General features: G+C 33.7%; 15 protein-coding genes. 8 read left to right on the forward strand and 7 right to left on the reverse strand.

Features of this window, described 5'->3' with window-relative positions:
• Window positions 1-109 precede the first annotated feature (109 nt).
• The 3 genes from VP395_RS12875 to VP395_RS12885 all read right to left on the reverse strand — a co-directional run bounded on the left by VP395_RS12875 (window position 110) and on the right by VP395_RS12885 (window position 2582).
• The gene (locus VP395_RS12875; RefSeq protein ID WP_346242427.1) at window positions 110-1189 is read right to left on the reverse strand and encodes a hypothetical protein; all 1080 of its coding nucleotides are present in this window, start codon (window positions 1187-1189) and stop codon (window positions 110-112) included.
• Window positions 1190-1294: 105 nt separating this feature from the next.
• Window positions 1295-2017, reverse strand: a complete 723-nt coding sequence (locus VP395_RS12880; protein ID WP_346242428.1) for a hypothetical protein — start codon at window positions 2015-2017, stop codon at window positions 1295-1297.
• On the reverse strand, window positions 2004-2582 hold the full coding sequence (locus tag VP395_RS12885; RefSeq protein ID WP_346242429.1) for an RNA polymerase sigma factor: 579 nt from the start codon (window positions 2580-2582) through the stop codon (window positions 2004-2006). Before VP395_RS12885 ends, VP395_RS12880 begins: the two co-directional genes overlap by 14 nt.
• A gap of 298 nt (window positions 2583-2880) precedes the next feature.
• Between VP395_RS12885 and VP395_RS12890 the strand changes: the two genes are divergently transcribed.
• From VP395_RS12890 to VP395_RS12920, 7 genes are all read left to right on the forward strand, one after another.
• Window positions 2881-4323 carry a circularly permuted type 2 ATP-grasp protein gene (locus VP395_RS12890; RefSeq protein WP_346242430.1) on the forward strand — a complete coding sequence of 481 codons (1443 nt, stop codon included), beginning with the start codon at window positions 2881-2883 and terminating at the stop codon, window positions 4321-4323.
• An 18-nt stretch (window positions 4324-4341) separates the two neighbouring features.
• A complete protein-coding gene (locus tag VP395_RS12895) occupies window positions 4342-5268 on the forward strand; it encodes an alpha-E domain-containing protein (protein WP_346242431.1) in 927 nt (308 codons plus the stop codon).
• A 15-nt stretch (window positions 5269-5283) separates the two neighbouring features.
• Window positions 5284-6243, forward strand: coding sequence for a transglutaminase family protein (locus VP395_RS12900; RefSeq protein ID WP_346242432.1), 960 nt, complete (start codon window positions 5284-5286; stop codon window positions 6241-6243).
• A gap of 82 nt (window positions 6244-6325) precedes the next feature.
• Window positions 6326-6655: an ArsR/SmtB family transcription factor gene (locus VP395_RS12905; RefSeq protein WP_346242433.1), complete on the forward strand. Its 330-nt coding sequence runs from the start codon at window positions 6326-6328 to the stop codon at window positions 6653-6655.
• Window positions 6656-6697: 42 nt separating this feature from the next.
• Complete coding sequence (locus tag VP395_RS12910; RefSeq protein ID WP_346242434.1) at window positions 6698-7165, forward strand: DUF6428 family protein; 468 nt, start codon at window positions 6698-6700, stop codon at window positions 7163-7165.
• A 22-nt stretch (window positions 7166-7187) separates the two neighbouring features.
• A complete protein-coding gene (locus tag VP395_RS12915; protein ID WP_346242435.1) occupies window positions 7188-7826 on the forward strand; it encodes an arsenate-mycothiol transferase ArsC in 639 nt (212 codons plus the stop codon).
• Window positions 7819-8598: an MIP/aquaporin family protein gene (locus VP395_RS12920; protein WP_346242436.1), complete on the forward strand. Its 780-nt coding sequence runs from the start codon at window positions 7819-7821 to the stop codon at window positions 8596-8598. The genes VP395_RS12915 and VP395_RS12920 overlap by 8 nt, the downstream gene beginning before the upstream one ends.
• A 7-nt stretch (window positions 8599-8605) precedes the next feature.
• On the opposite strand, the gene VP395_RS12925 is transcribed toward VP395_RS12920, so the two are convergent.
• Complete coding sequence (locus tag VP395_RS12925) at window positions 8606-9583, reverse strand: polyprenyl synthetase family protein (RefSeq protein ID WP_346242437.1); 978 nt, start codon at window positions 9581-9583, stop codon at window positions 8606-8608.
• 155 nt (window positions 9584-9738) lie between these two features.
• Here VP395_RS12925 and VP395_RS12930 point away from each other — a divergent pair, with 155 nt between their 5' ends.
• Window positions 9739-10566 (forward strand): T9SS type A sorting domain-containing protein, encoded by an 828-nt coding sequence (locus VP395_RS12930; RefSeq protein ID WP_346242438.1) that lies wholly within the window; start codon window positions 9739-9741, stop codon window positions 10564-10566.
• Window positions 10567-10607: 41 nt separating this feature from the next.
• Here the strand turns inward: VP395_RS12930 and rlmN are convergent, their stop codons facing one another.
• From rlmN to VP395_RS12945, 3 genes are all read right to left on the reverse strand, one after another.
• A complete protein-coding gene (gene rlmN, locus VP395_RS12935) occupies window positions 10608-11648 on the reverse strand; it encodes a dual-specificity RNA methyltransferase RlmN (protein WP_346242439.1) in 1041 nt (346 codons plus the stop codon).
• A gap of 341 nt (window positions 11649-11989) precedes the next feature.
• Window positions 11990-13039, reverse strand: a complete 1050-nt coding sequence (gene queA / locus VP395_RS12940; RefSeq protein WP_346242440.1) for a tRNA preQ1(34) S-adenosylmethionine ribosyltransferase-isomerase QueA — start codon at window positions 13037-13039, stop codon at window positions 11990-11992.
• 115 nt (window positions 13040-13154) lie between these two features.
• Window positions 13155-14387: a 3-phosphoshikimate 1-carboxyvinyltransferase gene (locus tag VP395_RS12945; protein WP_346242441.1), complete on the reverse strand. Its 1233-nt coding sequence runs from the start codon at window positions 14385-14387 to the stop codon at window positions 13155-13157.
• Window positions 14388-14427 lie beyond the last annotated feature (40 nt).

Here is a 14427-nt window from a genome sequence, read left to right on the forward strand (position 1 = left end):
TCCTTCGGAAAATCCTCGCACACAAACACGCAACTTTCCATATACATAAACGTTAAACGAAAATAAAAAAGCTTGATACGAAGCCTTTTATTATTCAATAATTTTCAACTCAATCCATATCAAAACGTAACCCAAGAGATATATTATTTTGTTTAATGGCTTGGTCTTTAAAAATGGGCGATAAATCGTATTTAACATACAGTGCGACCTCATCAAACGCCATGTAACCGCTTAAACCGTACACCAAATTACTGGTGTTAAAGCTTTGTTTTTCTTTATCTTTTTTTCGGTCGCCATCTAGCTCGTATTTTAATTTTTGACGTGTTCCAATGTTAAATCCGCCATAACCACCAATTCCTATTTTAAATTGATTGTCGGTTGAATATCTAAAATAGGTGTCTTTTTCTGTTTTTTTAGAGGGGCCAAATTCAAAATGTACCGGAAACACTAAATTAGACACGGATAGTTTTGCCTTTTTTAAATCTACAGGAAATCCCTCTAACGATGTTTGGCTTCCATCTTGAACAAAATATTGGTTATCGTTTGGTTTCAATCCATTAATTTGAAAGGAATATCCATATTTTAAACGCATAAAGTTCGATTCTTTAAAAACACGTGTTTTCCACGCCCACCCTATTTCAAAAAAACGGGAACCTCCAAATTTATAGGGTGAATCGTCTAGTTTTTCGCCTTCAATAATGGCATTATTCAAGCCGAATGCCAAAACAAAATCGCTGGTAGTACGCAAGTCGTATTTTTTAGGCTTGTTCTCTTTTTTAATTCTAAAACCTGCAAATCTACCCTGGTCTCCACCTATGCTAACACCAATTTCAGATGATTTTTCATCGTTATTTGTTTGGTAACCATCGGCATTACGTTCTAAAAGTGCTATTTTGTTATCAATAATAGCTATTCGGTTTTCAATGTTTAAGGTGCGTTTTTTTGCTGCTTCTTTTTTTAATGTTTCGGCTTCTTCGCTCGTAATTTGTCCGTTTTCCAACCGTTTATTAATGGCTTCCACTTCTACTTTTAAAAACTCGCGTTCTTCATTTTTAATTTGCTCTTTTACTTCTAACAAGGTTTCTATTTTATTCTTGTTATTGGGCTTTTGAATACTGTCTTGTGCATTGATGAATTGCACACTTAAAGATAGCACCGCCAGCGTTAAGTACTTAGTAATTGTTTGCATAACTGTTCGTTTTTTTGACCCAAAATGGGCATTTATAATTGATTTTGATTGATGATGTTTTATTCTTCTATTTATTGATGAGATTCCTGCTTTTGCAGGAATTTATTAATTATTACGTTGTGCCACTGCCGTTTTTACCGAATTGTAACTTGCTTTTATAGCGTCGAACACTTTGCTTCTAAACGATTGGTCTAAATCGGTTTCAACCTCCTGAAGCAGCATGTTGGCATCAACAATGCTGGTACTACTATTATATGGTTTTTTAAACCTGATTTCCTTTTGGGCTTCTAGCAACAAGGCATCAATAACGGCATCTGTAACTTCTTTATTTTGGTCTTTCAACTCGTGCACTTTGGCAACAACGTCCTGAATTTTTTGTTCTTCAAAAGTTAATTTTTCTTGCATTACAGTAGTTGGTTTTACTGTTTTACTGGTTTCTTTTGGAATAACTTTTCCTTTATCCACAGCAACAGCATTATCTTTTATTGCTTGTTTTTCTATTGGTTTTATTGATGTTTCTTCTTTTAAAACTTCATTTGGCTTTTCAACTCCTTCAACTGCAACTTCAGTATTTTCTTTTTGCTGAATAATCGTAGGCGCATCTACAATTATAGGTTTTACTTCTTGAGAATTAAAAAACTGAAATGCGACAAACAACACACCTACCACACTTGCAGCCATACCCAACCACCAATACGCTTTATTGCTTTGCTTTTCCTCTTTCTGTTCTAAGCGTTCTGAAAGTTTAGCCCACGCATCGTTTGATGGTTGCAACCTTCTTATTTCAAACTTTTCCTTTATGTTATTTTCAAATCTATTTGGTTCCATAACTTGTTATTTTATTTAATTCTCTCCATTGTTCTTGAAGCATTTTTCGCGCTTTAAATAATTGCGATTTTGAAGTCCCTTCAGTAATATGCAACATATCTGCAATTTCATGATGCTTGTAACCTTCAATGGCATACATAACAAAAACCACTTTATAGCCTTCAGGTAGTGCATCAATCAATTCTTGTATTTGAGCAACTTCAATATCTGTTTTTATATTGTTTGTATAATCGTTTTTAAAATCTATGTCTTCAACAGGAAATTCAATAGTTTTCTTTTGCCGTAAAAATGAAATGGATTCCCGCACCATAATGCGCCGTACCCAAGCTTCAAAACTACCTTCACTCCTATAACTGCTTAAATGGGAAAACACTTTAAAAAATCCGTTAAGCATGGCTTCTTCTGCTTGTTGAAAATCTTTAATATAAAACCTACAAACACTTAGCATTTTGGGCGCATACAACTCATACAGCACTTGTTGTGATTCACGATCGTTTTTTATGGCACTTTTTATGAGTGCCGATTCGTTTTTATGTAATTGTATGACTTTCAAAGATGAGTTCATTTAGCCTTCTACTTTTAAAGACGCAAATTTTATGCTAATGGTTGCCTGTTGTAAAAATATTTTATTAAATATAATTTTAAGTTGTGCTATTAGTAAATATAATTTAGTAATTTAAACACATGCTTTCATACAAAAATTATTTAAAACATAATTAAAGCCACAAAAAAAAGATTACTCATCAAAATATCGAATTATTTTTAACGAATTGGAATAAATACTGAATTTTATTCATACAAATAGTTAAATCTTTAAATACTTTTTAGCAATTTATTATATTTGATTCTATAGCTTATAATATATGAATAACAATCATCTTTTCTCCTCTTACGACAAACTACCAAGCACTTGGGATGAAATGTACTGTGAAAATAGTAAATTCAGAGCTCAATATGAAGGCTTTGTGGAATACCTTAAAAAAACTTCACCCGAAAAACTCACTAAGAAAGAAGACCTTTCCAAACAGTTATTTATGAGCCAAGGGGTTACCTTTACGGTTTATAATGATAATGAAGGTATCGAAAAAATATTTCCTTTTGATATTGTACCCAGAATTATAACTGCCCAAGAATGGGATAAAATTGAAAAAGGTATTAAGCAGCGTCTTAAAGCATTAAACCTATTTATAAAGGATATTTACAACGAGCAATTCATAATTAAGGACGGTATTATTCCTGCTGATTTAATTTACTCTTGCCCAAATTTTCTTCGTGAAATGAAAGGCGTAAAAGTACCTTATGACGTATATGTACATATTTCTGGTGTAGATTTAATAAGAAATAACGATGGTGAGTTTTATGTACTTGAAGACAATTTAAGAACGCCATCCGGGGTTAGCTATATGCTGGAAAACAGAGAAATTTCTAAACGATTATTTCCGGGTATTTTACCAAAAAGCCAAGTGAGGTCAGTTTCAAACTACCCTAACATGCTTTATAAAAAGCTAAAGGAACTTTCTGACAAGGCAAATCCTAATATCGTTCTATTAACTCCAGGCATTTATAACTCAGCTTACTATGAACATACAACCCTTGCCAGATTAATGGGAATTGAACTGGTAGAAGGAAGCGATTTGGTTGTAAAAAATCATTTTGTTTACATGAAAACCACCAACGGTTTAAAACAAGTAGATATTATTTACAGACGTGTTGATGACGACTTTTTAGACCCACTTGAGTTTAACGCTACTAGCGTATTGGGCGTTGCCGGTATTATGGCTGCTTACAGAAAAGGAAATGTAAATATTGTAAACGCCCCTGGAACGGGTATTGCAGACGATAAGGCTATTTACATTTACGTTCCAGATATGGTTAAATATTATTTAACTGAAGAACCTATTTTAAAAAATATTGAAACCTATCAATTGGGGCGACCAGATGAATTGGAGTACGTTACCAAAAACATTAGAGATATGGTTATAAAAAAAACCGATGGTAGTGGTGGTTACGGTATGCTAATGGGACATGAAGCAACAGATGCAGAAATAATAGATTATTTGGACAACGTTAAGAAAAAACCCGAAAATTTCATTGCACAACCCATATTACGCCTATCAACAGCACCTTGCTATATCAATGGGCAATTATCACCCCGCTGTATCGATTTACGCCCCTTTGCCCTAGCTGGTAAAGACGGCATCGATATTTGCCCGGGAGGACTAACAAGAGTAGCTCTTAAAAAAGGTTCGTTGGTGGTTAATAGTTCGCAAGGTGGTGGCAGTAAAGACACATGGGTATTACAATAATTCAGAAAAATATTATATATGTTAAGTAGAGTAGCAAATAACCTTATTTGGTTAGACCGATATATGGAGCGTGGAAACGGTATTTTAAGTTTACTAAAAGTGAACTTTTATGCAAATCAAGACTCTCCTGAATTATTTTCTTGGACACCAATTATAAATAATTTTACCACTTCAGAAAATGAGTTTTATACTGAAGACGCCATTGAATGTATTGATTTTATGGTACTCAATATTGGCAATTCCAATTCCATTTTAAATATTGTTACAAAGGCACGAGAGAATGCCCGTAGTGTGCAAGAACATATTTCTAGAGAATTATGGCTATGCATTAACAACTACTACCTGTATCTTACCGATAAAGATTTATCCAGAAGACTTCGGGAAGAAGACCCCGTACAGTTTTTAGAAGACCTTAGAAAGTTTCATCTAATCTATTATGGAACCTCAGACATTACTCAAGAACGAGGCGCCGCTTACAACTTTATGAACGTAGGTAAATACCTAGAACGTGTAATACAAATTTCAGATTTCACAGCACTTAAACTAATTGAAATAGGTAAAACCTCTGATAGTTTAGAAAAAAGCTTCTACTGGAAAAATTTATTACTATCGGTTGGTGGCTATCAATTATATTTAAAAACCCATAAGTCTACTTTTAATGAAGATCACATTATAAGCATGGTTTTTCAAGATAAATTATTCCCGAGATCGGTATATTACTGTGTAAACAAACTTAGCAGACATATTAATCAGCTTATTGAAAGCAACGAGCTTGAAAAAAATAATTTAGAATTTTTGCTGGGAAAACTAGAAAGTTCCATAAAATACACTACCATTGAAAGTATTAATGCTCAAGGGTTACATAATTATATAGAAGGAATTAAAGATGATATAAGAAATATTTCTGCAAATATTAATTCGGTTTACTTTTCTAATACAAATTGATTTTTTAAAATTATTATGCCAACATACTATATAAAACATATTACAAAATACAGTTATAGCAATCCTGTAATTGATGGCGCTAATTTAATTAGGCTGCACCCTATTGATGATACTTATCAAAAAGTAGCATCTCATTTTTTGTCGGTTACAAACAATCCGTTTATTGAAACATATACCGATTTTTACAACAACAGGGTAGGCACATTTTTGATTTCAGAACCACATGATGAATTATCTATTATATCTGAAATTGAAATAATAACTCATAATAGAATATTTCCAGACGACACCAACGATATTAAAACGCAATGGGATGAAATAAAATCGAAAAAATATGATACTGATATTTTTGATTTTTTAAAATATGTATCTTTTAGTGGGTCTGACGGTGTTTTTAATTTAATTAAAGAAAAAAATCTTACTGAAAAAACACCTTTTAAAGCTGCTTTAGAGCTTTGTGAATACGTTTACACCAACTTTAAATACATAAAAGGAATTACTAATGTAAACTCTACTCTAGACGATGTTTGGAAATTAAAAGCAGGTGTTTGTCAAGATTTTACCAATATTTTGATGCAAATGATTAGAATGTGTGGCATACCTGCACGTTACGTTAGCGGCTATATTTGTCCCACTGATGATATATCGAGAGGTGAAGGTGCCACCCATGCGTGGGTAGAAGCTTATATTCCGTTTTACGGATGGCTAGGTTTAGACCCAACAAATAATGCCATAGCAAATGAAAACCATGTACGTCTAGCAGTTGGCAGAAATTATGACGATTGTTCTCCTGTAAAAGGCGTTTTTAAAAGAAAAGTAGAATCCGATTTGTTTGTTAAAGTAGAGGTTAGTACTTCAAAAAGTAAAGAAACAGCTGCAATCCCTCCAAACACTTTTACAGGTTCCAGCACAAACAACAGCTACCAACGTAATTTAGAGCGTATCCAGCAGCAGCAGCAGCAACAACAGCAATAATATATTCCGAAATAATTTTATAGAAATTGTTTTGGAACTACATATATTAATCGTAATATTGCAATGTATAAATATAAAAAATATGGGGTTAGCCAAAACAGAAATATTTACCAACCTGCAAAATGAAATTGCGTTGTTCGCAAAGGTATTTGGCCATCCTGCAAGAGTGGCCATTTTACAACATTTGTTTAAAATCAACACTTGCATTTGCGGAGATTTGGTAAATGAAATTGGGCTTGCTCAACCTACAATTTCGCAACATCTAAAAGAACTAAAAACCTTAGGCCTTATTAAAGGAAATGTGGAAGGCACCAGTGTTTGCTATTGTATAAACACTGAAAATTGGACTAAAATGAAAGAAGTTATGCTTCAGTTTTTAGACCAAGACCTTCCAAAAACAGATTGCTGCTAAAAATCCCCTCAATTAATTGTATAATCGCATAAATAAATACATATGAAACTTTCAGAAGTAAAAATAGTATTAAGCCAATTAGATAAAATTGCATTTCAATTACCTAATGGTGATTTAGTACCTAAACATTTTCATGTTACAGAAGTTGGCAAAATAACAAAAAACTTTATAGACTGTGGAGGGACCGTGCGTAAAGAGGAAGTTGCTAATTTTCAACTTTGGAATGCTAACGACTACGACCATAGATTGCACCCAGAAAAATTATTGAATATTATCAACCTTTCAGAAAAAGTCTTGAACATGGAGGATTTAGAAATTGAAGTTGAGTATCAAGCTGACACGATTGGAAAATTTGGCTTAGACTTTAATGGCTCCAACTTTTTACTAACTTCAAAACAAACAGATTGTTTGGCTCAAGACAAATGTGGTGTTCCAAAAGAAAAACAAAAAGTACAACTATCCGATTTTAATAATGAACCCTGTTGTTCTCCAGACGGAAACTGTTGCTAAAAAATAATGTAATCTAAAAAAAATGACAACAACAAAACCAACCCTATTTTTAGAAATAGAAAAAATAATAACAACTTTAAATCCAGAAACAATTACAGATGAGCGTAAATTAATTTTACAGCCATTAATTGATTTCATTCAGCATAAAGCTTCTAATAATCTGGAAATTAGAATTAATTTCATTTGCACACACAATTCACGACGAAGTCATTTGTCACAAATTTGGGCCCAAACTATAGCAGCACATTTTGATATTAAAAATGTATTTTGTTATTCTGGCGGAACCGAAGCAACTGCTTTATTCCCTATAGCTGCAGAAACTTTAAAAAATTCCGGATTTCAAATCAATACCATTTCCAAAGGAGACAACCCTGTTTACAGCATAAAATATAGCGCAAATGAGCATCCTATTATTGGGTTTTCAAAAAAACTTGATGATAGTTTCAACCCTAAATCTGAATTCGCAGCGGTAATGACCTGCTCACAAGCTGATGGTGGCTGCCCTTTTATTGTAGGTGCTGAAAAACGAATTCCTATAACATTTGAAGACCCAAAAGCTTTTGATAACACCCCACAACAGGCTGAAAAATATAACGAGAGAAGCATTCAAATAGCTACTGAACTTTTTTATGTATTTGCTTCAATAAAAAATAATGGCTAACCTAAAAGAGTATCTAGGAGAATTCATTGGAACTTTTATTCTGGTTTTATTTGGATGCAGTTCTGTGGCTGCTGCTGTACTTTTAGGCGCTTTTAGCAGTCTTTTAGAAGTTGCCATTATTTGGGGCATTGGAGTTGCCATTGCTATTTTTTTAGTTAGAAACCTGTGTCCTGCACATCTAAACCCAGCTGTGAGTTTAGCCATGTGTGTATCTAAAAAATTAACTCTTAAAAAATTACCATTTTATATTTTAAGTCAAACTTTAGGCGCCTTTTTTGCGGCTATTTTACTGTACTTAATGTTTAAAGAAAGTATTGAGATATACGAGGCAATCCATACCATTGTGCGTGGTAATGCCGACTCTTATCGCTCTGCAATGATGTTTGGTGAATATTTTCCAAATCCGAGTTTTGAACATTTATTAAAAATAACTCCTTTAAAAGCTGGATTTTTGGAAGGGTTAGGTACTTTTATTTTGGTTTTTACTATTTTTAGATTAACAGAAAAAAAAGACCAAATTGATAATTTAACCCCTATACTAATTGGTCTTACTATTACTTTATTAATTTGCTTAATTGCTCCTTTTACACAAGGAGGCTTTAACCCTGCTAGAGATTTTGCTCCAAGAATGGTTGCCTTTTTTGCTGGCTGGAAAGCCACCGCTTTTCCAAGCTACCCTTTTAGCTTTCTCACAGTTTATATACTTGCCCCTTTTATTGGTGGTGCACTAGCAGCCTATACAAATAAGTTGCTTAATAAAAATAACGACTAAAAAACTATTATTTTTTTCTATCAATCACGTAATTAACCATCAATTCTAGTGAATTTCTATAATCTGAATTGGGATAGGTTTTAAGAATTTGAAGTGCTTCTTCTTGAAACGTTTTCATTTTGGAAATGGCATAATCTAAACCACCATTATTTTTAACAAATGCTATGACTTCTTTAACGCGTTTCGTGTCCTTATTATGGTTTTTAATGGAATTAATTAACCACTTTTTATCATTGTTATTGGCTTGATTAAGCACATAAATTAATGGCAAAGTCATTTTTTGTTCTTTAATATCAATACCTGTGGGTTTCCCTATTTGGTCTTCACTATAATCAAATAAATCATCTTTTATTTGAAATGCCATACCAATAAGCTCTCCAAATTTACGCATAGCTTCTACATGAACCGACTCTGGCTTAACGGAAGCAGCTCCCAAACTACAACAAGCAGCAATTAAAGTTGCTGTTTTTTGGCGTATAATTTCATAATAAACAGTTTCTGTAATATCAAGTTTACGAGCTTTTTCTATTTGGAGTAATTCGCCTTCACTCATTTCCCGTACCGCAATAGATATTATTTTAAGTAAATCAAAATCGTTGTTATCAATACTCAAAAGCAAGCCTTTTGATAACAGATAATCACCTATTAAAACGGCTATTTTATTCTTCCAAAGGGCATTAACTGAAAAAAATCCGCGACGACGATTGCTATCATCAACCACATCATCATGTACTAATGTAGCAGTGTGTATAAGCTCAATAACAGAAGCACCTCTGTACGTTCGTTCGCTTACTTCTCCATTAGACACCATTTTTGCAACCAAAAAAACAAACATGGGGCGCATTTGCTTGCCTTTTCTGTTAACTATGTAAGTTGTAATTCTGTTAAGCAAAGCCACTTTACTAGACATTGATAAGAGGAACTTTTGTTCGAAAAGATCCATTTCAAAGCCTATAGGTTGTTTTATTTGCTCTACTATTTTCAAATTAAAATAATTATGTTAAGACAACAAACGTACTAAAAAATTACATTACCCACATAAATAATTACAATCTGCTTACAATTACCTTTTTAATTTTGAATACTTACCCAATATTTTATATCTTGTTATTAATTAATTCTATTAAACCCTCAAGGCGTATGAAAAATTTTACTTTATTATTTATATTTATATTAACAATTCATTCCTTCAACGCACAAACCATTGCCTGGTCATCTGATTCAGAAGATCTTACTGGATGGGGAAGTTTAGATAATGATGGAGACACTTTTGATTGGGGTGTATATGGAAGCGGTGCCGAAAGCTTTGGTTTTAATACAGGCGCATTGTTTTTTTCTGAATCTTGGAGTTCAGACCCAGCACCTAATGGAACTCCATTAAGCCCAGACAATTATCTTTTTACACCCACTTTTATTATGCCTGCAACCGCTACTTCAATTACATACAAAATGAAAGTTGCAGCGCTCGATGCTGGATTTTTTGCCGAAAAATTTGCAGTTTATGTTTATGATGATAACGATCTTACAACCCCAGAAACATTAATACATGAAGAAACATTAACCGCAGGTGGTGCTGGTAGTGCAAAAGACATTACAGCTACCATACCAGTCTCTTTTGCTGATAAAACACTTGGAATTATCATAAGACATTTTGATTGTACGGATCAAAATCAATTACTGATTGACGATTTTGAAGTTTCATATTCTACATCGCTTTCAACTGAAGATAATGAACTAAAAATTGCCAGTGTTTCCCCAAACCCTTTTAAAGATATTGTTACAATTGAAACCAATACAAGCATTGATGGTATTTCAGTTATCAATCAACTTGGACAACAAGTTTTAAAACTTAATAAATCAAATATTTTCAATAATAAGGTAGACTTAAGTTCGCTAACTAAAGGATTTTATTTTATGAATGTTAAAGCTGAAAACAAAACACAGTCTATAAAAATAATTAAAGAGTAACTTATTAAATATGTCAGCTAAAATAATGGAGCTCCATTATTTTAGCTTTTATTTGCTAATTGTCCGCAAGCGGCATCTATGTCTTTTCCTCGACTACGGCGTACATTTACTACAATTCTATTTTTTTCTAAATTGCTTATATAATTTTCTAAAGCTTCGTTGGATGCTTGCTGAAACTCGCCATCATCAATAGGATTGTATTCGATAATATTAACTTTACAAGGCACATATTTACAAAACTTAACAAAAGCGTCAATATCTTTTTGGGTATCGTTTATGCCTTTCCAAACCACATATTCGTAACTGATTCTACGTTTGGTTTTAGCATACCAATACTCTAAAGATTCACGTAAATCTTCCAAAGGAAAATTTTCATTGAATGGCATAATGGTAGTTCGAACTTCATCAATAGCGGAATGCAAAGAAACTGCCAAATTAAATTTCACCTCATCATCTGCCATTTTCTTAATCATTTTTGGCACGCCCGATGTTGATACTGTGATACGTTTTGGCGACATACCCAAACCTTCGGGAGAGGTGATTTTATCGATGGCCTTGATAACGTTATTATAGTTCATGAGTGGTTCTCCCATGCCCATAAATACAATATTGCTAAGTGGGCGGTTAAAATACAATTTACTTTCATTATCGATGGCAACTACTTGATCGTAAATCTCGTCGGGGTTTAAATTACGCATGCGTTTTAAGCGAGCTGTTGCACAAAACCTGCAATCTAAACTACAACCTACCTGACTGGACACACATGCGGTGGTTCTAGTGGCGGTTGGAATTAAAACCGACTCCACAATCAATCCATCGTGTAAACGTACCGCATTTTTAACCGTACCGTCGTTACTGCGTTGCATGGTATCGACTTTTATATGGTTGATAACAAAATTATCTTCCAGCATTTGACGGGTTTCTTTTGAAACATTGGTCATATCCTCAAACGAATGCGCTCCTTTTTGCCACAACCATTCGTAAACTTGGTTGCCACGAAAGGCTTTATCACCTTGTTTTTCGAAGAAATCACGAAGTTGTTCTTTGGTTAATGCGCGAATGTCTTTTTTTGTTGCTGCCATATGTGATGCAAAAATAGGGAAAGGATTTACTAATTACGATTTTTGAATTACGAATTATGAATTTGAGTTGCGAATTGCATTAGCGGTTGCAGCGGCATCCTTTTTAAAACTTGATAAAAACAAACTTGTTTTTAAGAATGAAGTTAAAAAAAATGCTTCACAGTTTACTCCTTGCAATGAGGTTTTAAAAAGATATAGCAGAAAACGCGACCCTTGTGGTAATGCCCAAATAAAAACAGATTCCTGCTTTACTCGTCAATTCATATTATAAATTAAAGAATTCGTGATTCTTTGATTTCGCAGGAATAAAAAAAAGCCTTGAATGAACAAGGCTTTGAAATTTATATGATTAACATGGCATCACCATAACTGTAGAATTTGTATTTTTCTTTTACAGCTTCTTCGTATGCTTTTTTAATGAAATCGTGACCTGCGAACGCCGAAACCATCATTAACAATGTTGATTTTGGTGTGTGGAAATTGGTAATCATGCAGTTTGCGATACTAAAATCGTATGGAGGGAAAATAAATTTATTTGTCCACCCATCTACTTCGTTTAACTCGCCGTTTGAAGACACCGAACTTTCAATAGCTCGCATTGCTGTAGTACCTACCGCACATACGCGTTTTTTGTTTTTAATGCCTTTGTTTACTATTTCTACCGCTTGACCTTCTATTTTAAGCTCTTCACTATCCATTTTGTGCTTAGAAAGATCTTCAACCTCAACAGGATTGAAAGTTCCTAGACCAACGTGCAAGGTTACTTCAGCAAATTTAACACCCTTAATTTCTAAACGTTTTAATAAGTGTTTTGAAAAATGAAGTCCGGCTGTTGGAGCTGCCACAGCACCTTCGTTTTTAGCATAAATGGTTTGGTAACGCTCTTCATCTTCCGGTTGCACTTCTCTTTTGATATATTTAGGAAGTGGTGTTTCACCTAATTCGTTTAATTTTCTACGGAATTCTTTATAGGATCCATCATACAAAAAACGTAAGGTACGACCACGAGATGTTGTATTATCGATAACTTCTGCTACCAACGTATCGTCGTCTCCAAAATATAATTTATTACCAATTCTTATTTTACGTGCTGGGTCTACCAATACATCCCAAAGGCGTTGTTCTTCGTTTAATTCGCGCAATAAAAACACTTCAATTCTTGCTCCTGTTTTTTCTTTATTACCATATAAACGAGCAGGAAATACTTTAGTGTTATTAAGAATTAAAACATCGTCTTCATTAAAATAGTCAATAATATCCTTAAACATTTTATGTTCGATGGTTTGTTTTTTTCTGTCTAAAACCATTAAACGAGACTCATCTCTATTTTCTGCTGGATATTCGGCTAGTAATTCTTCTGGTAAATTAAAACCAAAGTGTGATAACTTCATGTAAAAAAGAGTTTATGTGTTTATTTGTTTAACCGCTTATAAATGAATACTCAAATTACAAACGGCTGCAAATATACGATTGTGGAATAGGCGTTGTCAAGTAAATAAGTGATTATTATTTAGTTATTTTAAAACCGATGGATTCTAGATCGTCCCAAAAGGTTGGATATGATTTTGAAACCACTTCAGCATTTTCTATAACTATTGGCTTTTTAAGTGCTAAGGGAGCAAATGCCATAGCCATTCTATGATCGTTATACGTGGCAATAGGCACATATTCTTTTATAACATGAGATGCTGAAAGGTGTAATGATCTATCTGTTATAGCAACGTTTCCTCCTAATTTATCTATTTCAGTTTTTAAGGCTACTAACCTATCGGTTTCTTTAATTTTTAGGGTGTGAAGCCCTGTCAAATCGCAAGGTAATCCTAACGCAAAACAAGTTACCGCAATGGTTTGGGCAATGTCTGGAGCGTTTGCCAAATCGAATTCGATTAACGATCGACTATTAACAATTGAAGATTTTTTTAGAGTTACTGAATTATTTCCGAATATTGTTTCAACCCCAAAAGCCTTATAGATTTCCACCAACACAGAATCCCCTTGCAACGAGTTTTCTTTGTAAGATGAAAGCGTAATTTCTGTTCCAACTTCGCAAAGTGCTGCAATACTAAAATAGTAGGATGCTGAAGACCAATCGGACTCCACGGTTAAGGTTTTGGGTGTTGGGTGTTGGGTGTTGGGTTTTACGGTGATGGTATTCCCTACAAATGATGATTCTACACCTATTTCATCCAGCAAACTCAACGTCATTTTTATATAAGGCACCGAGGTAATGTCGCCTTCTAAAGTCAATTCTATACCGTTTTCGAGTTTGGAAGCGATTAAAAGTAATGCTGAAATGTATTGGCTACTTACATTCGCTTGTAACGATACCTTGTTTTTAGTTAGCTTTTTTCCTGTGATTTTTATGGGTGGATAACCTTCATTTTCAACATAACTAATCTCCGCACCAAGTTCTTTTAAAGCTTCCACTAAAATTTGAATGGGGCGCTCCTTCATGCGCTTAGAACCGGTAAGTGTTACTTCGCGCCCTTCTTGAATGGAGAAATAGGCTGTTAGAAATCGCATAGCGGTTCCTGCATGATGAATATCGACTACATTGGACGTTGATTTTAAAGCATCGGTCATTAAACAACTATCATCTGAATTTGAAACATTTTCCAGATTTATGGTTGGGTATAAAGCTTGTAAAAGCAACAACCTGTTCGATTCGCTTTTTGAACCTGTAATAGTGATTTCAGAATGACGATTTACGATTTTAGATTTTTGAAGTGTGATATTCATTTTATAAATTAAAAACTAACAAATAGTTCTCGACTTTAGT

The sequence above is a fragment of the Mariniflexile soesokkakense genome (genome assembly GCF_039650365.1).
GTDB lineage: Bacteria > Bacteroidota > Bacteroidia > Flavobacteriales > Flavobacteriaceae > Mariniflexile > Mariniflexile soesokkakense.